An 18,709-nucleotide genomic window follows, 5' to 3' on the forward strand; every position below is an offset into this window, starting at 1 on the left:
AGGTGCCGGGGCGTTTCGTGGTGGAGGGGTTTTGCAGGGCGGCATGCTACCGCTTATGCCCGGCAAGGGCGTATGGGGGTGCCGGAGCGCTATTCGTCGTCAAAGGGGTTGAGGAAATGGTACGCACTTTTTACCATTTCCGCTTGATGATGCATGTGTTCCTTCATGACGGTGATAGGCATGCTGACATTGACGGAGACGATGTAGGCTTCCATCTCCTGCTTAAAATCGAGGCCCGCGTAGGGGTTGTATACGGGTCGGTTGAAGTCCGTGGAGTTCATGTTGATGCTGCCGTCGTTGGGGATTTCCACGGTATCTCCCAACAGGTAGGCAAAGGAGACATCAATAACCACGTCATTCTTGGTTTTGATACCAAAGCCCGTGCCGAAGTTGTGGATGTCCGGAACCGCGTACATGGCATCGTAGAGGTCCTCCTGCACCGAGGTGGGGCGCCATTCGTAGCCGAACCGCCATGTGAACCAGTCCGTGGGAAAGAGCTCGATTCCGGCGGCCCAGCTGATGGTGTCTTCGAAATCCCTTCGGATGATCAGGGCGTCCGGGCCGCCTGTGTAGCCCATGAGGGTTGCAAACCTCAGGAAATCGGCCTGCCGGTCAAAGGTGAAGGTATCTTTGTTCATGACGGACCAGTCCACCCAGTTGACGTCGAAGAGGAACTGGAAATACCGTGAAGGCTTCAAGGCGACCCCTGCCTGGATGCGTTGCGGGATGGTCATGTTGCTGGTGACATAGCCGCTCTGGTTCTCTCCGTCCGTGGGAAGGTTGAGCATGGCCGCGGTAACGGGCAGGATGTTGCCCTCACCGAGCCAGTCGATCATGGCCTTGAACTGCTGGGAGTACTGAACATTCCAGTTGCCTACCTGTTCCACCTTGATTTCGCTTTGGTATGTGATGCCCAGGGAGAGCCAGCTTAGTGGTTCATAAAGGATGCCCACGTTGTAGTTTGGCGAAAAATCGTCCCGCAGGCTCATGTCGAGCTCGGCCACCTTGTCGTACGGGGCCACACCCCCGCCGAACCAGGGTGGGGGCAGGGTCATTTGGCTGATGATGGGGATGTTGAGGTCTTTGGTGGCATCCCCCAGAACCCTGGTGAGGGCGGTCATCTCGTTTGGCATGCGCATGTCGAGCTCGGCGTAGGTTGCGGTCTGGCCCAAGCCCACGGTAAACCCGACGGAGAATTTGTCGTTGACCTTGTAGCTCAGGGCCGGGGCGGCATAAATAAGGTGCTGTTGGCCCAGGGCCTTGGCCTGGTAGCGGATGGGGTTGTCGTCGTCGTCAAAGGTGAGCCCCACGGCGTAAGGGGAGTAGTTTGCATAGGCAAAGGTCCACTTGGAGTCTTTTTTCCGTGAGGAGATCCCCAGGGACGGTCCCGCCAGAAAGGGGATTGTGTCGTTGTACAGGGGAACATACATGGAGGGGCCGCTGCTTCCCGTGGTGCCGGCAAGGGGGTCGACCTTGGATTCCTCCGAAGCCCCGTTGGGGTGTCCTACGGGGTTGGGGCTGGACCCGTCCATGAACGGCTGCATGTCCGGGTCCGCGGTCAGGCTGATATCGATACAGATAAAGGGGAGGGTCAGGCCCTGGCTGAAGGCCTGGTCGGGCAGCTTAGTGAGGCCCGCTGGGTTGTAGTGAACACTCATGATACCGGGGGGATCCGCCGTGCAGGCGTTTCCCAGGGCAATGGCACGGGTGGAGACGGCCATCTGTTCCACAAACATGGCCCTGGCATGTGGTGGGACACAGATCAGCAGGCAGAGCACCGCAAGAGTTGAAACAGCCGATATGTGCCATCGCATGCGCAAGGTGTTCACAGCTCTTCTCATCATGGTTTCCTTAAAGGCTCTGGGGCCGGGTTCGTTTTAAGCTGATGGCTTCTTCATGGGACCCTGAAGAAGGAACCGGGACATTGTCTGCCGGCGCGTCTCTGGCGTTTACAGGTCGTAGTTGAAGGGCATGGAGAACGACAGCGTGAAATCGGAGGTGGCATCGGTGAGGCCGACGCCCACGGTGATGTTCATGGAGCTTTCCGGGGAGAGTTTCCAGCCGGTACCGATGTTCAGGGAGGCTGCCGTGGATGTGCCTGACTTGTTTTGTTCTCCGCCATGCCACTCAAATTCGTAGCTTGTGGTGTGAGAGTACTGGCAACTCAGGTGCAGGGTCACCTGGTAGGAGAGGGCATAGGCGATACCCAGGGAGCCGCCGAAGGTATCGCCAGGAGAGACCTCTTTAAGGGCCGTAGCCCCGTTGGGGCCGTTGCGGGTCTGGTTGAGGTCTGTCACGTCATGGGCGTAGCGGTAGGAGAGGCTGCCGAAGGCCATGATGGGGTCGATGGGTTTGCTGATGGAGAGCTCCGCAAGAACGGAGTAATATCCCGAGCCGGTGGACAGAGCGTTGTCCACATCGATTTCGTAGGGGCTGGTGCCGGAGGGCACGATGAGGGAGGTGTTGAGAATGTATGAAGCGCGCCCTGTGGATGTGGGCAGGGGCTGCCACTGGAGCCCGAAGCTGATGTCTCCGATGTCGGTGGCGTTGCGTTCCGATGCGGTGGATTGCTGGTCCCATTTGTAGACAAAGGGAATGGCTCCGTTGACGGTGAGATTGTTTTTCAGGCCGTACTGCACGCTGACGCTGCTGTAAAGGGTGTGGTTGCTGGTGTGGTCCACCGTCATGTTGGTCTTGGCATTTTCGAGGATATCCGTGGAGTTGAAGGCGTAGCTGGCCCCGTAAGTGACCCCCAGGGAGCCCTCCCGGCGAAGGATATACTCCAGGCCGATGGCCGTGAGGATCCGTTCGGTCTCTTCGGCCTTCTCCTCTGTGGTGGCTTCGAGTTGTTCGCGGACCTGAGCCGCCTGCTTCATGGCAGCCATCTCTTTTTTCAGCTGTTCAAGCTCGGTGGCAATGGATTCGAGGGCTGCCTGATCCGTACCTGCTGCCTCCTCCGCCCAGGTCAACGCCGGGAGAATAAGGATTCCCATGGCCACGATCCATGTAAGCAGTATGCCGGCTCTTCTCATCAAAACCGCCTCCTTCATCAGGGGTGAACACGCTGGGGTCGTTGGGGGAAACAAACCTGCCTGCCGTTCTGGGTTAATATCACATTGGAATCGATTAATTTTTGAAGTAGAGCGTGTCTCCACTGGACTGGTTGAGCTCCCGCTGGATATCGAGCTGTCGTTCCACCTTGTCCTGTTCGAACAGTGCAAAGCGGGTGATCTCTTCATCGATGAACCGCAGGTCATCCCGGATCAGGGCCAAATTGCCCAGTGGCCGGGAGTCTTTGTCCGATACGATGAACATGACGTTCTTGAACCAGATGTTTTTGAATTGGGGGACGGTGTAGCTGCTGTGACCGCGCCAGGGATCCGCAACAAAGACGTGGCCCCTGTGGATCCCCTTGACCACCACGAAGTGGCGGTACCCGAAGAATTTGATGGGCACGATACAGGGCCAGTATTCGGCGGAAGCCAAATCCTCGATGGATGCCGTGTAGCCGTTTGCCTCATAGCCCAGCACCGTGACGAATTTTTTCATGTCCAGAAGGGAAAAAGCCCGGCGTTCCTTGATGCGTTTGACATCTCCGTATTTCAACAGGCCCCAGATGACCTGTTGCTCGGTAAACTGCTCGCCGAAGTGAAATTTCAGCAGGGTCGCAAGGGCTGCGGATCCACAACTGTAATCGTAATTCTGTTTGACAATCCGTCGTTTTTCGATCTCCGTAATGGACTCCACGGGGTGGCTGATACCGAACTGGGGTCTCTCCAGATCGAGAACCGTCACCTGGTTTTCCGGGGTCTTGGCCAGGGGATGGTAGATGGTGAAAAAACCGACACCGATAAGAAAAGCAGCAAGAATATGCATGCGTCCATCCTTGGAAATTAAAAATGGCTTGGGTACGCGCCAGGCCAGGATCTTGGCGCCATCGAAGCGGTTGCTGTAGTCCTGAATGGTTTCGCCATGTGTTTTTAAAGGGTACGGCGAATCATCGCGCAAAACTAATGATTAATAAGGTAAACAATGTTCTTATCAAGTCGAAAAAAAAATGTAAAGCTCTTTGCCCTGCTAATTCATATCAGGGCTCTCTCATAGGTACACTTTTGTGCTCAAAGGGCCATTCATACCCCGTCATCAAAGGTGGTAATGACAACAGAGCCTGGTTCAACGGTGGTACTCCCATTGCCTCCCATATAAAGGGTGCCCAGTGTACCCGACCGGTCGGTGGGGCGACTGCCGACATCTCCGGTGTTGAGCCCATTTTCGTTGTTGGCTATTTTGATCGTATATTTGCATTTGTGGTGCGTGGTGATGCGGTTGATATCAATATGGACAAAGGATTTTCCCGGTTCGATGGTGGTGATTACATTCCAGGTGGTGTTGTCTCCATGACCTCGGGGAACCAGAATGTTGAGTGGTTTGGTTTCCGCACGTCCAACCAGTTGGGCCTGGCGGTTGGGTTTGGCAATGATTGATGGGGTAGAGTCCGAGATGTCCTCAGGCGTGTATGCGGTTCCCTGGTGACTCAGGATGAAATCATGGGTTCCGTTTCCATGATCGTAGCTGTCGAGTACCTGTTGGGGAATGTGTGACGGTGACACTTGAACTTCGTGCTGGTTACGGCCGTCTTTGAATACGGATGGGACTTCGAAATAACCTGTAAAAGTACCTGAAAGGACGACGCTTGTCAGGGTGTCCTCATCCGTATATACAATGTTGCCCACTTCAACCTCTCCGTGGAAGTCTTCACCCTCAATGTCCAGCTCTTCGTTGCCTTCTATGCCTAAAAAATCGATAAGAACGGCATTGTATCGGTCATCGTCCAATGTGGAGGGGACCATGCTTTGATTGGGGAGCTCGATGTGTAAAGTATCGTCAGAAGGGGTCACCTCTGTGGGGACGGAATAGACTGTTTCTCTCTTTTCATTGGATGGCTGGACCGTTGCCTGGCCGGTGATGGCGCTCATCGCATTGTTGGTGAGAGGTTCAATGGAGGAGGCAGTGGTTGCGGTCATGAATATCACGGTACCCCAAAGACAACAGATCCAGAGAACTCGAAATGCCATGCTGATTCCCCCCCCCATAGGTATTAGAATCTGGCTTAGGTATGAAAATGCGTAACAGTATTCCAAACGATGTTCACGTCGTGAGTATCACGCTACCAAAAGCCGACAGGGGGGTCAAGCAAAACCTGAGACACCCCAATGGCAGGTAGGCATCCAAAAACATTAAAAAAAAGAGTTGACACTTCTTATTTTGTAGTGGATAACAATTCTATCAAGCGAACATTGTTTATTTTGAAGTACATCGAATAATCGATGTTCTGTGGCTTGTAATCGAACATCCTGTTCGGTCTCTTATGTGCAGGGAGAAAAGCCGCATCATTTCCGTTACAGTCAGGCTGTCGGACGGATGATTCACTACTAACCTAAATATTTAAGGAGGGTGTTTGAATGAAAAAGATTCTTTTGGTGGCCCTTTTGGTTCTTCTTCCCATGTCTGTGTATGCTCTTGAGCCAATGGCCGATTGCAATCTTGATGAGATTACGGCTCAGGAAGGGGTGGAAATTGCATTTTCAGGTGGAGGCGCAAACGGGGGCCTGATGGTCGAGACTCAGGCTACTGATACCGCATGGACTAACAGGGACGGTGCTATTGAATCCGGTATTCTTTGTGCTGTGACACAGTCTGAGTTTAATGCAATTGAGGTGTGGGGTAATCTTACCATTGAGGCTAAGCAGGAGTCTGGTAAAGATCTTGTTGAAATTGGCCTTCCCAATATTCAAGTAGTCAACGCAGCTAAGAAGTCCGATATATATATTACGTCGGTAGAGCATACTGCTATACCTGACGACGCTTCTACACCTGATGTTGATGAATCTAAGAGTGTTGATGAAGTTGCCAGTGCGTATACGAATTTCATCGGCGACGGTGTTGTTAACACTTCCGATATGCTTGGCTCTCAGTATACTTCAGGCGCGATTACACGAGTGCTTGGTGGAACCATCAAAATCAGTGCTATGTAAACATCTCTGTATTTTTCAGTATGAAAGAGGCACGATGTCAGTTAAAGAGGGCCTGCGACGGAAATCCATCGTAGGCCTTTTTTATTTTAAATCGCTTACGGGTAAGGGTGGTTGGCTTTAAGTATATGAAATAATTCAAGATATATTTAGATTTTATGTGTTAATTCTCACGTGATAGCCGTTGCCCTGCCTCGCACAACGTCTTAAATACATTCAATAACAGGTCGCTTTTTTGATTCTGTTCGATGTTTTTTAGCCACTTCCGGCCGTCAAGCCTTTCTACAAATTATCCCACGAAGCTGGATACCCTATGCTCCCTGTAGGATGGGCAAAGGTAATGCCGTGCCCATCGGGCGCGGCATAAACCGATTCATCCGGCGCAACGGCATGGCATCGCGTGATGTGCTGAATTGAATCGACGAAGTGGGCAAAGGAGCAGTGATGGACCTTTCGAGGATATCAATGTGAAAGATACTGATCGGCTGTTCCCTGGGGCACGAGGGGCACAGCCGATCGGCTATTTACTTTCAGGGTGGCATACCTTATCCCCTTCAGAAATCGTGTGCTTTCCAGCAAAGCGGATGGCGGCCTCTGCGATGACGGTCAATGGGTCCACAAAAGGGCCGGAGAATCCGTAGAGTTTCTGTGCCACGGAGAGTTCGGTGCAGCCCAGGACAAAGCAGGTGGCGCCTTGGGCTTTGAGGGCGGCGACAGCCTCCATGAATCCGTCGATGGGAACGGTCTCCCCAGCCTTGATGCCGTAGATAAGGTCGGTGACGTGCTGTTGCATGGCGGGGTCGGGCATCAGGGGAGTGAGGCCGTTGGCGGAAAGGGCTTTGGTGTAGACCCCGGCCTTGCAGGTGCCCTCGGTGGCAAGGACGCCCACGTGTCGGGTGTCGGGGTAGTGGGTGCCGATGTAGGAGGCGGTTTCGTTGACCATATGGAGAAAGGGGATGGAGATCCCTTTGGTGATGTCCTCGTAGAAGTAGTGGGCGGTGTTGCAGGGCATGATGAGGAAGTCGGCGCCCATGGCTTCCAGGTGGGTTGCGGTGGCGGTTAATTCCGGGCGCGGGTCTTCGCCGCCTGCCACGATGTGGGCGGTTCGGTCCGGGATCCCGGGGTTGCTGTCGATGAGGACACGGATGTGGTCCTGATCCTTGGATACGCGGGTGAGGGTGGCGACTTTCTCAAAGAGCATGGCGGTGGCCAACGGGCCCATGCCGCCGACAATTCCTAACGTTTTCGAAGACATCTGTTTCTGCAACTCCTGTAATCGGTTTTGTATAAGCAAAAAAGCCTTTGCCGACGAGGGTGGAAACACCACTGCCTGCCTGAGGGCCTAAGTCGGCAATCTTCTTTTTGGCATCTTATACACCAGATGTGGTGAGGTTGCATGGAAAATTGTCATTCATGGGGAAGGCCCTTGGGCGGCGCGGGGGGTGTGTTGTCTTTTCCGAACGGATTTGGGGGATCGGCGGGCGTACGGGAATGGGCGGCGCAAAAGGCAATCGCGCCGTTGTTCACAATTATACCTCTGGGGGTGGACCCGGGGCACCCGGCTTTGTCCGTGATGGCACACCTTGCCGCGCACCCCTCCCAGGCGAAGCCCGGGAGGAAGGTGTGGGCCTTCACGTCATGGCACACTGCTGATGACGGGTCCTAAATCGGTACGCCCCCTGTTTCAGGTGGAGATGACCTCCACGGGTACGGACGCCATGCGCTTTACTTTTTCCAGTGTGGGCTCACCGATATCCGGGATGTGGGGCTCGTGGCCAGCCATGACCACCATGTCCATGCCCTCTTTGTCGATGAGCTTCAGGATCTCGTCTGCGGGTTCCCCCACGGCGGTGTGCCGGGTGAACAGGGCGCATCCGTCCAGGTATTTGGAGCAGAGCTGGTTGAGCCGCTTGGCTGCGGACTCCTCCTCCCGTTTGGTGAGGCGCTTGACGTGCTGTTCATCGTACTCGCCGTACCAGGGCTCATGCCGGGCGATGTCCGGAATGACATAAAGAATGTGGACATCGGCTTTTTTTTCACGGATCAGGTTGGCGATATAGGGGAGAGCTTTTTCTGCACGCCGTGAAAAGTCTGTGGGCCAGAGAACTTTGGGGTTGTTCATATGTTACCTTCCTCGGGCAGATGCGAGGGCACCGCCCTTGTCTGTGAAAGGGTGTGGTTTTGGTGGGGTTGCACGGGGTGCGGATCGTGGTGGGGTGGGGAGGGCATGGGGATGAATGAAGGGTGCAACCGGATTATCAAGATTATACCACAATGTGGTATGGACGTGCTCTTTTTTTCCCGTTTTGTGCAGGGACAGGCGGTGGGGATGCGAAGACCGGCCGGTGGCGCCTGTTTGCCTTGCCTGCATGGGGTGCGGTACCCGGTGGTACCCCCATGGGGGAGGAAATAGGTACAGCAAGTCGAATGATTTCTATGGCGCACAGACTTTCCGGTGATTGCGGGATGTTTTTAGATTGATTTGCAGGCAAGAGTATGAGAGAGTTTCAGTAAGATGTGTGTGTGTAGCACGGATCAAATCTTTTAAGACTTCCCGTTTTAAGTGGGCAACGTGGCCTGCGCAAGGGGGGAGTTGTTGCGCTCTCAGGAAAAAGAAAAACGTGTCATCGTGACATCTACCTTAGGAATGAGAATGCATGAAAACACTAGAACAATGATGAGGAGATCGTCACATGGCAAACGGTATTGTAAAATGGTTCAATGAGCAGAAGGGTTATGGCTTTATCGAGCAGGAAAACGGACCCGATGTTTTCGTTCACCATTCAGGTATCAATGCAACCGGCTTCAAAACCCTCAACGAAGGCGACCGAGTGACCTTCGATGTTGAGCAGGGTCAGAAAGGTCCTGCAGCTGTGAACGTTACCGTTCAGTAGCACCAGCTTTTCATACGGCTTTTACAGAGCGCGGCTTCCCGACCCAGGGAGGCCGCGCTTTTTTTTGCTTTTTTCCTTCTGGCATGTTGCTTGCGGTGTTTGCTATATATAGACATCATGGGCACGGATGGGGTCATCCTCTCGGATTCCCCCGGACGCTGTCTGCGGATTTGCCACATTGACAACAAGGAGGACACCATGCTGATTTCCGAACCGACGTTTGTCCAGATTGCCGATGCCATCGAAAACGGGGTACGTATCGAACTGGGAACCACGGCACATGACAACTCCCTTGCGCGTGCATACCACGAGACCGAGCTTATTGCCGAGTGCAAGGGCTCCTACACAGACCTCAACGAGGTGTTAACCGAGCTGGACAACCTGCTTTACGATTGGAACGCAGCCATCCAGGCTGACAGGATCGATTAGAACGCATTCATGGGGTGTGTCAGGGAGTTCCCGGAGCCTTACCACCGCTCTGCGTGACGTTTGTCCTGCTCGGTGGGTTGGGGGGGATGGGAGGTGGGGCGGATATCGGTCCAGGCGACCATCACGTACTCCTTTTCCGCCCGATAGAGCCTCTGGAAGAGCTGGTCCAGAAAGGTGGCCATATCGCGGGGGGAGATCTTGGGGCCTGAAAGGGTAAAGTGGTCGTGTCGCTTCCAGTGGGTGAGGACGAATCCGTCCGGGAGGTGGATCCCGATGGTCTTCAGGCGTTCTGCCGGAGAGAAGGGCGGGCTGTAACGAACCATGAGGTGGGTTGTGGTGTCGCCCGGGACAAGGCGAACAAAGGGGCCTTGGACATGCTCCAAGGAAAAGCAGGCCGCAAGATCAATATGATGCCGGTAGCTCATGAGGATCCAGGTCACCAGGGAGACGGGATCCGGAAACTCCGGCGTTGAACTGACCCCGGAGAGGAGGTCCTCCCGGTGTTCACGGGCGAAGAGTCTTCTCAGCCAGCGTTTGATTGTGGGGACGATGGGCATGGTTCCAACTCTCCAAAGTGGCGGAGACGATGTGTTTGTCCGGCATCCGTTCGGGATGCCGGGGTCCTTTTCTTATGTATACCAGAGCCTTGCCCGTCGGTCGCCCATTTTTATGGGGTGAGCTCCAACGTATAGGATTTGAATCGCAGATGGGGGTGGTAGGAACGCTTGGCATGGCGCAGGCCGGGGTCGTCCATATCGCACTCCTTGTTGATGAGGGGGGTGTCCGGGAAGAGCATGCGGGCGCATTGCCGGTCGAAGAATTGATACAGCCCTTTGATCCCCGGGTCCGCCTTCTCAAAGTTGAAGTCGGCCATGTCACTGGTGAGGTCCGTTGCCATGCCGAAGGCTTTGACTTCTCCGTCCACCCTTAGGAGGATGCCCCGGAGCCCCTGGAGAGAGCCCATGAGATCCAGTCCATGGGTACATGCCACCTTTTCGCCCAGGCCATCCTCATCGGTGTGAGCTTCCGGGGGCTTAAGGCTCCACCAGTAGGCCAGGAAGGCCTTGCACTCGTCTCGGTTTTCTTCGGTGATGGCCTCCACCTTCACCCGTCCTTTTTCCACATACTCCCGTAAAAACTGGTTGATGAGGTTTCTTTTCTTGCTGAATTTGTTGCCCTTGAGTTCGGCGAGGTCCTCTTTTTTATAGACGTAATCCTCGTAGTCGGTCTGCTCCTTGACGGTGAAGAGCCGTTCCACGGCATCCCGGCCCCAGGTTTCCAGGTACGCTTCATGGACAAAGCTGATGCGGGGGATTCCATGGGTACGGCAAAGGGCTGCGAGCCGTTCCGGACCCCAGTCGATGCCGTTTGGGACCGGCAGGATCAGATAGTCCTGATCGGGCTTTGCGGGAAAGAGGCGGGCGACGATGACGTCGCTTTTATCCACGGCAAAGGCCGGGTAGTAGACGTGGGTCTTCCAGATGATGAGGGCGCCAAGGGAGTACCCGCACAGGGGATTGGACTGACCGTTGAAGTAGGGAAAGAGGTCGGCGTGGTGTTCGGGAAGAAGCGGCGCCATGCCGCACTGGTCGTGTCGTTTTGTCATGATTGAGTCTTGCCGTGTGATGGGAGGTGGTGGGTTAAAGGGCGCGGTCCATGCTGAGACGGAGCGGCGTCCGGCGGCCAAAGGTCCGAGGGACTGTTTCCATGAACTGCCCGGGTCAGGTGCAGGGTGTATCGAACCGGTACATGGGAACCGCCCCTTCAAGGGCGGTAAATCCGAATTTTCGGTAGAGGGGCGGGGAGCCGTTTTCCCCGATGAGCCCGATCCATGTGATGCCGTCCTGCTCAAGGCGCGTGAGGATCATTTGAACGATGCGCCGCGCGATTCCCCGGAGCCTGTGGCTCTCCACCACGGTGATGTCGTGGAGGTAGGCGTCCCCCACGCCGTCGCTCAGGGCCCTTCCGATGCCGATGATGTGCCCGTCGTCCCAGGCTGCAACGTAGCAGTGGCTTCCCTGGATTACCCGGTCGATTCGCGCGGGGTCGGAGACAGACTCCGGCCACCAGTTCTGGCGATGGTAGATGCCTAAAATTCGGTTTTTTTCCTCGGAAGTGGGGTGCGTGAGAAAGTCGACGGTAATCATCCTGATCCAGCGTGTCTATTCGGTGTTGTCTTTGTTTAAAAGGGAGATGAGATCTTTTCCCCGTGCCTTGGAAAGGTACATGGCCCGGTCTGTCCTGCGGACAAACTCTTTCAGGGGTTCCCCCGAGGCGTATTCGGTGAGGCCGATGCTGAGCGTCGTAATGACGGGTTCAGGGGCCGACACCGGAGAAAAAGAGCTGTCCCGCATGGCTTTCTGGATCCGTTCTGCGACCACCAGCCCTTCGTTGACAGTGGTCTCCGGTAAAATGATGGTGAACTCCTCCCCGCCGAAACGGTAGCCGGAGTCCATGGTTCGCAGGCATTCCCGGATCACTTTGCCCAGGTTGACCAGAATGCGGTCCCCCTCAAGGTGTCCATAGGTATCGTTGAAAATTTTGAAATTGTCAATATCGAGGAGCATCAGGGACAGGGGCCGGTTGTACCGGTTGAAGCGATCGATCTCTTTTTCGAGCTGGTTGTAGAAATAACGCAGGTTGAAGAGTCGCGTAAGGGGGTCGGTGACGGCCATGCGTTTTAGCCGGTTGAGCATCTCGTTGCGTTCACAGGTCAGGCGCCGTTCGTGGAGCACCCGCTTGATGCGCAGGAGAAGCTCCTCAAAGCGGACCGGTTTGAAGACAAAATCACTGGCCCCCTTGTTGATGGCTTCCTCATAGGAGTAGCCAGTGCTGTACCCGGTGAGGATGATGACGTCGGTGGCAAAATTTTTCTTGATGGTATCGGTGAGTTCAAACCCGTTGGTCCCCTTGAGAGGGATATCGGTGATGACGATGTCCAGGGGAGATATTTCAAGGTGGGTCAGGGCTTCGCTTGCCGAGGCAAAGGCGATGACATCAAAGCCTGCAAGGGTAAGGTAATCGGCAACGGAGTCCCGAACGCTTTTGTCCTCATCGACGATGGCTATAGAACTCATGGCAACCCTTGTTGTCGGGGTGAGTGGTTGGCATCATCTGCAGCTCTGATGCCTTGAATTATGGGTGCACTCGACGCGTGAAATTTCCGGGTTCGGTTCACAGGGGCCGTCCGGGCCTGACTGGCCGGGACACCATGGACGACGTGTGATGTCATAGATTATGCATATCCCCCGGTGCGTAGAAAATGATCCGGGGGAGGAATCATGGAAAGGTCCTGTTTGCAGGCCTTTGGGTGACGCGACCTTGCGGGGGGGTGACCCATGGCTTGACAGGGCAAAAGCCGATTTGATAGATAATGATGTTTTTATTTGAAAACTATAGCGGTTCGGTTTGCTTATGTCAACCGTATACACCGTCGCTTTTCTTTTATATATCTGAAATTTCACAGTATTCACGCGGCGGGCTTGGTGGCTTTTCCCCATGGGGAGATAGCCGGGCGAGCCTGTCTGTGAAGAATCGCTCAGGAGCATCAGTCGAAACGGCATGAAACATATTCGTAACTTCAGCATCATCGCCCACATTGACCATGGAAAATCCACGTTGTCGGATCGCCTGATTCAGGAGACCGGCATCATTTCCGATCGCGACTTCAAAGATCAGATCCTGGATACCATGGACATCGAACGGGAGAGGGGAATTACCATCAAGAGCCAGACCGTTTCCCTTCCCTACACCGCCAAGGACGGGAAGGAGTACGTGCTGAACCTCATCGACACCCCCGGGCACGTGGATTTCACCTATGAGGTTTCACGGGCCCTGGCTTCCTGCGAAGGTGCCCTGCTCATTGTGGACGCCAGCCAGGGCGTGGAGGCCCAGACCCTGGCCAACCTCTACCTCGCACTGGAGCATGACCTGGAGATCATCCCCATCATCAACAAGATCGACCTGCCCAGTGCGGAGATCGAGTGGGTCAAAGGGCAGATCGAAGAGGACCTCGGCCTGGATTCCGAGACAGCCATTCTAACCTCGGCCAAGAACGGTATCGGCATTGCCGACGTGCTTGAAGGGGCCGTGGATATGCTCCCGGCGCCGGAAGGGGACCCGGACGCCCCCTTGAAGGCCCTAATCTTCGATTCGCATTACGATCCCTACCGGGGCACCATTGTGCATTTTCGCGTCATCGACGGCAAAATCAAGGCCGGTGACAACATCAAGTTCATGAGCAACGATGCCTCCTATAAAGTGGAAGAAGTGGGCGTGTTCCAGATCGTGCGGGTGCCCAGAAAAGAGCTCTCCGCAGGGGAGGTGGGGTACCTCATCGCCGGGATTAAGACCGTGAGCGACACCCGCTGCGGTGACACCATCACCCACGTCAAGGGTGGCTGCCCGGAACCGGTGGCAGGCTTCAAGGATCCCACACCCGTGGTGTTCTCCTCCATCTACCCCGTGGCCTCCGACGACTACGAAGAGCTCACCGTGGCCATGGAGAAACTCCAGCTCAACGACGCGTCCCTGATTTACGAGAAAGATTCGTCCGCGGCCCTCGGCTTCGGGTTCCGTTGCGGGTTTCTGGGCCTGTTGCACCTGGAGGTGGTCCAGGAACGCCTGGAGCGCGAGTACGGCCTCTCCCTTATCCTGACGGCCCCTTCGGTTCAGTACGAAGTGGAGTTCAACACCGGTGAGGTGGAGATCATCGACAACCCTGCCCTCTACCCTGACCCCACCACCATCAGCCGCACCAGTGAGCCCTTCATCAAAGCGTCCATCATTGTGCCGGAACGGTACATGGGGGCGGTGATGAAGCTGTGCCTGGACCGTCGCGGCATCAGTGTCAACTATCAGTACCTCACCAACGGCCGCATGGATATGATCTTCGAGCTGCCCCTGGCCGAGGTGGTCTACGACTTTTACGACAAGCTCAAGAGCATTACCCAGGGTTACGGGTCCTTTGACTACGAGATCATCGGGTACAAGGAGACCGACCTGGTGAAGCTTGATTTCCTCATCAACGGTGAGAGGGTGGACGCCCTTTCCCAGCTGGTCCACAAGGACCGCGCTGTTTCCCGCGGCCGGGTGGCCTGTGAAAAGCTGAAGGAGGAGATCCCCCGCCAGATGTTCAAGGTGGCCATCCAGGGGGCCATCGGCGCCAAGATTGTCTCCCGTGAGACCATCTCCGCCTACCGCAAAGACGTCACCGCCAAGTGCTACGGCGGGGACATCAGCCGAAAACGAAAGCTTCTGGAAAAGCAGAAAAAGGGCAAGAAGCGCATGAAGATGGTGGGCCAGGTGGAGATTCCCCAGTCCGCTTTCCTTGCCGTGCTCAAGTCCGACGATTAAAAGCGATGCCTCCTGGTTCGCAAATGCTCCGGGGCTAAAGCCCCTGCACATTTGCTGACGGGCTTCGCCCGTAAGTAACAGCTTTTCTCTTGTAAAAGGCGACGCATAACGACAAAGGGTCATGATTCCGCAAAGAATCATGGCCCTTTTTTTTGATCAATAGTGTGCGCAACGGCTTGCTTTCCGGGCAAGGCCATGCAATCCAGCCCTTAGCCCTTAGCCCTTAGCCCTTAGCCCTTAGCCCTTAGCCCTTAGCCCTTAGCCCTTAGCCCTTAGCCCTTAGCCCTTAGCCCTTAGCCCTTAGCCCTTAGCCCTTAGCCCTTAGCCCTTAGCCCTTAGCCCTTAGCCCTTAGCTCTTAGCCCTTAGCCCTTAGCCCTTAAGCCCTTTCATCCCCTCAATTTTTTCAGGGTTTTCCCGATGAAATCCAGAACCAGGGCGGTGTCGCCCGCCCGGAGTCCGGCCCTGGACAAGAGGTTGCGGAAACGGGCCGGCCAGTGATCCGGGTTTTCCGGGTTGTGGAGCTCAATGGCCATGAGGAGCTCTTCAATGGCCTCATGCACCTTGCCGACCTCCTGTTTGTTGGCCAGGCGCAGAGTGCTTTTTTCTCCTGTGGGCTGCCTTCTGGAGAGCTCGTAGCAGAGGATCATGACGGACTGGGCCAGGTTGATGGAGGAGAAGTCCATGGTGGGGATGGAGACGAGGGCATCAGCCAGGCGGAGTTCGTCGTTGGTCAGGCCCTTGTCTTCGGAGCCGAAGAGGATGGCCACCTTGTCGTCCGGAGAGAGGCCGCCCACACGTTCCACCAGGCTCTGAGGGGTGATGAGGCCCTGGCGTTTTTTTCCCTTCCGCGTGGTGGTGGCGGCCACGAAGGTAAAGGGCTTGAGGGCATCATCCAGGTTATCGTGGACGGTGAGGGTGTCGATGATGCCCGCCGCGTGGTGGGTGGCGGTTTTCCGCATGCGCTCCTGGTCCGGCTCCAGGGGATTAACAAGGATCAGCTCGGAAAAGCCCATGTTCATCATGGCTCGGGCAGCAGATCCGATGTTTTCCGGGTAGCGGGGCCGCACCAGGACGATGGCGATATCTTGGGTTGGGATGGGGGCGTTGCTCATGGTCGTGTCTGACATCTCCTGACTGGGTCGGAAAATAAGGGCTATGCCCTAAAAAAACGAGAGCACCGGAATCGTCGGTGCTCTCGAAGGTTTTTTTGTCGGCGGGGGAAAATATGCTTTAATCAGGCCATGATGTCAAGGGATGAGAAGAAGTAGGCGATTTCCGTTTTTGCAGTCTCCGGCGCGTCGGAGCCGTGGACCACGTTGCTTTCGATGGATGATGCAAAATCTTTTCGGATGGTTCCCTCTTCGGCCTCTTCATAATTGGTAGCCCCCATGATCTTTCGGTTCAGGGCGATGGCATCTGGCCCCTCAAGAACCATCACCACCACGGGGCCGGAGCACATGAAGTCGGTGAGGCTGTCGAAGAAGGGGCGCTCCTTGTGGACGGCGTAAAATCCCTGGGCCTCCTGCTTCGTCATCTGCAGCATGCGCATGGCTTTAACGGTAAGACCGCGGGATTCAAAGCGCCGGATCACGTCTCCTATGATGTTTTTTCTGACACCGTCGGGTTTGATGATGGATAGCGTCTGTTCCATTGGGATGAATGCTCCTTGGGTTGTGTGGTTGGTGAGGGAATATGACAATGCCGGAGGCCTGTCTTGTCTCCGCCCGTTTTATCCTGTTGATATCTATGGCCTTGGGATGACAACCTGATGACGCCGGGCCGGGTCTTTGAGGCTGCCGTTGCCAACGCGGTACAGCGGTGTAACGGTATTGATGAAACCACATGGGGGATGGGTTTTCCATAGCTTTTCTTTATTGACAAGGGTAAATCGAATGTTTACATTGTGCCAAGCCCGATAGACGAAACGAAAGTTTCATTTTTCTTATATATTTACAGCTTCTATGGAGGTCCCATGTTAGAGGTGACTGCGGCTGCAACGCAACAGATTGCAGAATATTTCAAGGGCAGGGAAGTGATGCCCATTCGTATTTTTCTCAACTCCGGTGGCTGAGGGGGCCCCTCCCTTGCCATGGCTCTGGATGAGTCTAAAGACACCGATGAAAAATTTGAAGTGGATGGTTATGTCTACATCGTAGACAAAGAGTTCCTGGCCCAGGCCCAGCCCATCAAGGTCGATTTCCTTGAAGTGGGTTTTAAAGTGACCTCAAGCCTCAAGCTTGAGTCCGCTTGCGGCAGCTGCAGCTCCACCGGCTCCTGCTGCTCCTAATCGCGTTTGCCCGCTATGGCGGGTGATCTGATTACGAAGACGTCCATAACGCCCCCTTTCTTTTTCGAGAGAAAGGGGGCGTTTTTTTTTGTGTAACTATTCAGCTTATGCCTCCGGCGGCCTGCCGGGGGCTAAACGTTTGCCTGATTTTATAAAGGCGGGTTTAACAAACAGGTTTTAAAAAATCTTTTTGAGTGAATTTTTACTTTAAAGGCGGATGTGATTTGACCCGAGGAACGAGGGGCAAAACACATCCGCAACCTGCTTTCAAGGTGGCACACCTTGCCGCCGGAGGCTGTTTTTTTTGAGCTGAATAGTTACGCTTTTTATGCCAGGGCAATGAGCTTTCTGGCGATATCCATAAGGGCCTCGGGGGCGGTTTCAATGCGTTCGTAAGGACGCTCCCCGGAGCGGTCGGAGTCCGCCACTTCATCGAGTTCCGGCACAAACCCCAGGATCTCGAAATCACTTAAGCTCTTCTCGATCATCTTTCGATCCTCATCGGTGCGGATCCTGTTGCCGATGATCATGACCCGTTTGATGCCCAGCTCCTCGGCCAGTTTGCGGATCTGAAGGGCCGCCACCCGGCTTCTCTTGCCGGGGTTCACCACGGTGACCAGGGCGTTCACCGATGAGGTGGTGGCCCGGCCCAGGTGCTCTACTCCGGCCTCCATGTCCATGACCACCACCTCGTCGCGCTGAAGCACCAGGTGCATCATCAGGGCTTTCAAGATGGTGCTCTCCGGGCAGATGCAGCCGGATCCGCCCTTTTGAACCGTTCCCATGACAAGCAGCTTGACGCCGTCCCGTTCCAGGGAAAACCGGTCGGGGATGTCGTCCACCTTGGGGTTGAGGGTGAAAAACCCTCCCATGGTTCCGGGTTTTGCCCCGGTCCTCTCGGCAATGAGGTCGGAGAGCTGGGCGATGGGGGTGATCTCCATGTCTTCGGAGATACCCAGGGCCGATGCCAGGTTGGAGACAGGGTCTGCGTCAATGGCGATGACCTTTTTCTCCTCCTGGGCGATGATGCGTGCGATAAGAGCGGTAAGGGTTGTCTTGCCGACTCCTCCTTTGCCTCCAAAAGCCAGTTTCAAACTCACAGATTCATCTCCCGTCGTGGGGCAGGCGCTCCGTTACAGAGCGCTCCCCGGATATGTCAAAAACTCGCGGAAGGACTCGCGTTCCCGCTGGTTCGTTTCTTTTATTTTACTATGGGCCATAAGCCCCTGTGGCGCAAGGGTTGAGGGGGCCTTTACACAGATCAATGGGGGATTGTGACGAGGCCGCTCTTTTTTTGTTTGCCAGGCGCGTCTTTTTTCAGGCATCGCCTGCGGCGGAAAAGGGGCTGATCTTTTCAAGGATGGCCCCTGTTTTGTCCAGCATGAAGATAAGAAAGCGCTGCTCGGCAGCGTAGCGGTTCAGGTCGTCACGGTGGATGGCCTGGGCCTCGAAGACGGCATGCCGTTCCATAAAGTGGGCGGAGCACATCAGGGCGCTCTCTTTGTCGTGAAAGGCCGGGATGAAGCGAATCCCCAGCTCCTGATCGTCGAACCCGGCAAAGGATTCGTCTTTTCCGGGGTTGTTGACGTAGATGTAGACCCAGTTGGTGTCGTGTTTGGTCTTGTCCATGGTTGTTGCCTGTTGCTCCTTCCGTCTCGTCGGAAGATGAGAAAAGCCCCGCAGGGGCTGCGGGGCTTCGGGTTCATGGGGG

Annotated in this window: 19 protein-coding genes; 5 read left to right on the forward strand and 14 right to left on the reverse strand. The window is 55.2% G+C overall.

From position 1 onward, the window contains the following. Nucleotides 1-89 precede the first annotated feature (89 nt). The 4 genes from ACOYW0_RS22930 to ACOYW0_RS22945 form a co-directional block, all read right to left on the reverse strand. A complete protein-coding gene (locus ACOYW0_RS22930; RefSeq protein ID WP_482416064.1) occupies nucleotides 90-1,844 on the reverse strand; it encodes an OmpP1/FadL family transporter in 1,755 nt (584 codons plus the stop codon). Between the two features lie 105 nt (nucleotides 1,845-1,949). Then, nucleotides 1,950-3,032: a transporter gene (locus ACOYW0_RS22935; protein ID WP_482416065.1), complete on the reverse strand. Its 1,083-nt coding sequence runs from the start codon at nucleotides 3,030-3,032 to the stop codon at nucleotides 1,950-1,952. Nucleotides 3,033-3,126: 94 nt separating this feature from the next. Continuing rightward, nucleotides 3,127-3,876 carry a C39 family peptidase gene (locus ACOYW0_RS22940; RefSeq protein WP_482416066.1) on the reverse strand — a complete coding sequence of 250 codons (750 nt, stop codon included), beginning with the start codon at nucleotides 3,874-3,876 and terminating at the stop codon, nucleotides 3,127-3,129. A gap of 254 nt (nucleotides 3,877-4,130) precedes the next feature. After that, nucleotides 4,131-5,075, reverse strand: a complete 945-nt coding sequence (locus ACOYW0_RS22945) for a hypothetical protein (protein WP_482416067.1) — start codon at nucleotides 5,073-5,075, stop codon at nucleotides 4,131-4,133. 387 nt (nucleotides 5,076-5,462) lie between these two features. On the opposite strand from ACOYW0_RS22945, the gene ACOYW0_RS22950 reads away from it, so the two are divergent. Then, complete coding sequence (locus tag ACOYW0_RS22950; RefSeq protein WP_482416068.1) at nucleotides 5,463-6,035, forward strand: hypothetical protein; 573 nt, start codon at nucleotides 5,463-5,465, stop codon at nucleotides 6,033-6,035. A 517-nt stretch (nucleotides 6,036-6,552) separates the two neighbouring features. Here the strand turns inward: ACOYW0_RS22950 and cuyB are convergent. After that, a complete protein-coding gene (gene cuyB / locus ACOYW0_RS22955; RefSeq protein WP_482416069.1) occupies nucleotides 6,553-7,287 on the reverse strand; it encodes a cysteate racemase in 735 nt (244 codons plus the stop codon). 429 nt (nucleotides 7,288-7,716) lie between these two features. After that, nucleotides 7,717-8,154, reverse strand: coding sequence for a universal stress protein (locus ACOYW0_RS22960; RefSeq protein WP_180141559.1), 438 nt, complete (start codon nucleotides 8,152-8,154; stop codon nucleotides 7,717-7,719). A gap of 571 nt (nucleotides 8,155-8,725) precedes the next feature. Here ACOYW0_RS22960 and ACOYW0_RS22965 point away from each other — a divergent pair. Both ACOYW0_RS22965 and ACOYW0_RS22970 read left to right on the forward strand, forming a co-directional pair. Further along, nucleotides 8,726-8,926: a cold-shock protein gene (locus ACOYW0_RS22965; RefSeq protein WP_180141557.1), complete on the forward strand. Its 201-nt coding sequence runs from the start codon at nucleotides 8,726-8,728 to the stop codon at nucleotides 8,924-8,926. A 198-nt stretch (nucleotides 8,927-9,124) separates the two neighbouring features. Beyond that, a complete protein-coding gene (locus ACOYW0_RS22970) occupies nucleotides 9,125-9,355 on the forward strand; it encodes a hypothetical protein (RefSeq protein WP_482416070.1) in 231 nt (76 codons plus the stop codon). Nucleotides 9,356-9,393: 38 nt separating this feature from the next. On the opposite strand, the gene ACOYW0_RS22975 is transcribed toward ACOYW0_RS22970, so the two are convergent. The 4 genes from ACOYW0_RS22975 to ACOYW0_RS22990 form a co-directional block, all read right to left on the reverse strand. After that, the gene (locus tag ACOYW0_RS22975; protein ID WP_482416071.1) at nucleotides 9,394-9,912 is read right to left on the reverse strand and encodes a hypothetical protein; all 519 of its coding nucleotides are present in this window, start codon (nucleotides 9,910-9,912) and stop codon (nucleotides 9,394-9,396) included. 110 nt (nucleotides 9,913-10,022) lie between these two features. Next, nucleotides 10,023-10,961 carry a DUF2156 domain-containing protein gene (locus tag ACOYW0_RS22980; RefSeq protein ID WP_482416072.1) on the reverse strand — a complete coding sequence of 313 codons (939 nt, stop codon included), beginning with the start codon at nucleotides 10,959-10,961 and terminating at the stop codon, nucleotides 10,023-10,025. A gap of 115 nt (nucleotides 10,962-11,076) precedes the next feature. Then, nucleotides 11,077-11,502, reverse strand: a complete 426-nt coding sequence (locus ACOYW0_RS22985; protein WP_482416073.1) for a GNAT family N-acetyltransferase — start codon at nucleotides 11,500-11,502, stop codon at nucleotides 11,077-11,079. Nucleotides 11,503-11,517: 15 nt separating this feature from the next. Further along, on the reverse strand, nucleotides 11,518-12,432 hold the full coding sequence (locus ACOYW0_RS22990; RefSeq protein WP_482416074.1) for a GGDEF domain-containing protein: 915 nt from the start codon (nucleotides 12,430-12,432) through the stop codon (nucleotides 11,518-11,520). A gap of 484 nt (nucleotides 12,433-12,916) precedes the next feature. Between ACOYW0_RS22990 and lepA the strand changes: the two genes are divergently transcribed. Then, nucleotides 12,917-14,710, forward strand: a complete 1,794-nt coding sequence (lepA, locus tag ACOYW0_RS22995) for a translation elongation factor 4 (protein WP_482416075.1) — start codon at nucleotides 12,917-12,919, stop codon at nucleotides 14,708-14,710. Between the two features lie 387 nt (nucleotides 14,711-15,097). Here the strand turns inward: lepA and ACOYW0_RS23000 are convergent, their stop codons facing one another. Together ACOYW0_RS23000 and ndk are read right to left on the reverse strand one after the other, a co-directional pair. Then, nucleotides 15,098-15,823, reverse strand: coding sequence for an RNA methyltransferase (locus ACOYW0_RS23000; protein WP_482416076.1), 726 nt, complete (start codon nucleotides 15,821-15,823; stop codon nucleotides 15,098-15,100). Between the two features lie 122 nt (nucleotides 15,824-15,945). Next, nucleotides 15,946-16,362: a nucleoside-diphosphate kinase gene (gene ndk, locus ACOYW0_RS23005; RefSeq protein WP_482416077.1), complete on the reverse strand. Its 417-nt coding sequence runs from the start codon at nucleotides 16,360-16,362 to the stop codon at nucleotides 15,946-15,948. Nucleotides 16,363-16,800: 438 nt separating this feature from the next. Between ndk and ACOYW0_RS23010 the strand changes: the two genes are divergently transcribed. Beyond that, entirely contained in the window at nucleotides 16,801-16,998 is a 198-nt protein-coding gene (locus tag ACOYW0_RS23010) for a hypothetical protein (RefSeq protein ID WP_180141533.1), read from the forward strand. Between the two features lie 326 nt (nucleotides 16,999-17,324). On the opposite strand, the gene ACOYW0_RS23015 is transcribed toward ACOYW0_RS23010, so the two are convergent. Both ACOYW0_RS23015 and ACOYW0_RS23020 read right to left on the reverse strand, forming a co-directional pair. Next, complete coding sequence (locus ACOYW0_RS23015) at nucleotides 17,325-18,098, reverse strand: ATP-binding protein (RefSeq protein WP_482416078.1); 774 nt, start codon at nucleotides 18,096-18,098, stop codon at nucleotides 17,325-17,327. A gap of 217 nt (nucleotides 18,099-18,315) precedes the next feature. Beyond that, nucleotides 18,316-18,627: a hypothetical protein gene (locus tag ACOYW0_RS23020; RefSeq protein WP_482416079.1), complete on the reverse strand. Its 312-nt coding sequence runs from the start codon at nucleotides 18,625-18,627 to the stop codon at nucleotides 18,316-18,318. Between the last annotated feature and the right edge of the window lie 82 nt (nucleotides 18,628-18,709).

This window comes from Desulfoluna sp. HI9BLuna, from assembly GCF_056829775.1.

Coding starts and splice junctions, on each gene's coding strand:
- ACOYW0_RS22930 (WP_482416064.1), bottom strand. CDS start 1,844: ATGATGAGAAGAGCTGTGAACACCTTGCGCATGCGATGGCACATATCG.
- ACOYW0_RS22935 (WP_482416065.1), bottom strand. CDS start 3,032: ATGAGAAGAGCCGGCATACTGCTTACATGGATCGTGGCCATGGGAATC.
- ACOYW0_RS22940 (WP_482416066.1), bottom strand. CDS start 3,876: ATGCATATTCTTGCTGCTTTTCTTATCGGTGTCGGTTTTTTCACCATC.
- ACOYW0_RS22945 (WP_482416067.1), bottom strand. CDS start 5,075: ATGGCATTTCGAGTTCTCTGGATCTGTTGTCTTTGGGGTACCGTGATA.
- ACOYW0_RS22950 (WP_482416068.1), top strand. CDS start 5,463: ATGAAAAAGATTCTTTTGGTGGCCCTTTTGGTTCTTCTTCCCATGTCT.
- cuyB (WP_482416069.1), bottom strand. CDS start 7,287: ATGTCTTCGAAAACGTTAGGAATTGTCGGCGGCATGGGCCCGTTGGCC.
- ACOYW0_RS22960 (WP_180141559.1), bottom strand. CDS start 8,154: ATGAACAACCCCAAAGTTCTCTGGCCCACAGACTTTTCACGGCGTGCA.
- ACOYW0_RS22965 (WP_180141557.1), top strand. CDS start 8,726: ATGGCAAACGGTATTGTAAAATGGTTCAATGAGCAGAAGGGTTATGGC.
- ACOYW0_RS22970 (WP_482416070.1), top strand. CDS start 9,125: ATGCTGATTTCCGAACCGACGTTTGTCCAGATTGCCGATGCCATCGAA.
- ACOYW0_RS22975 (WP_482416071.1), bottom strand. CDS start 9,912: ATGCCCATCGTCCCCACAATCAAACGCTGGCTGAGAAGACTCTTCGCC.
- ACOYW0_RS22980 (WP_482416072.1), bottom strand. CDS start 10,961: ATGACAAAACGACACGACCAGTGCGGCATGGCGCCGCTTCTTCCCGAA.
- ACOYW0_RS22985 (WP_482416073.1), bottom strand. CDS start 11,502: ATGATTACCGTCGACTTTCTCACGCACCCCACTTCCGAGGAAAAAAAC.
- ACOYW0_RS22990 (WP_482416074.1), bottom strand. CDS start 12,432: ATGAGTTCTATAGCCATCGTCGATGAGGACAAAAGCGTTCGGGACTCC.
- lepA (WP_482416075.1), top strand. CDS start 12,917: ATGAAACATATTCGTAACTTCAGCATCATCGCCCACATTGACCATGGA.
- ACOYW0_RS23000 (WP_482416076.1), bottom strand. CDS start 15,823: ATGAGCAACGCCCCCATCCCAACCCAAGATATCGCCATCGTCCTGGTG.
- ndk (WP_482416077.1), bottom strand. CDS start 16,362: ATGGAACAGACGCTATCCATCATCAAACCCGACGGTGTCAGAAAAAAC.
- ACOYW0_RS23010 (WP_180141533.1), top strand. CDS start 16,801: ATGGCTCTGGATGAGTCTAAAGACACCGATGAAAAATTTGAAGTGGAT.
- ACOYW0_RS23020 (WP_482416079.1), bottom strand. CDS start 18,627: ATGGACAAGACCAAACACGACACCAACTGGGTCTACATCTACGTCAAC.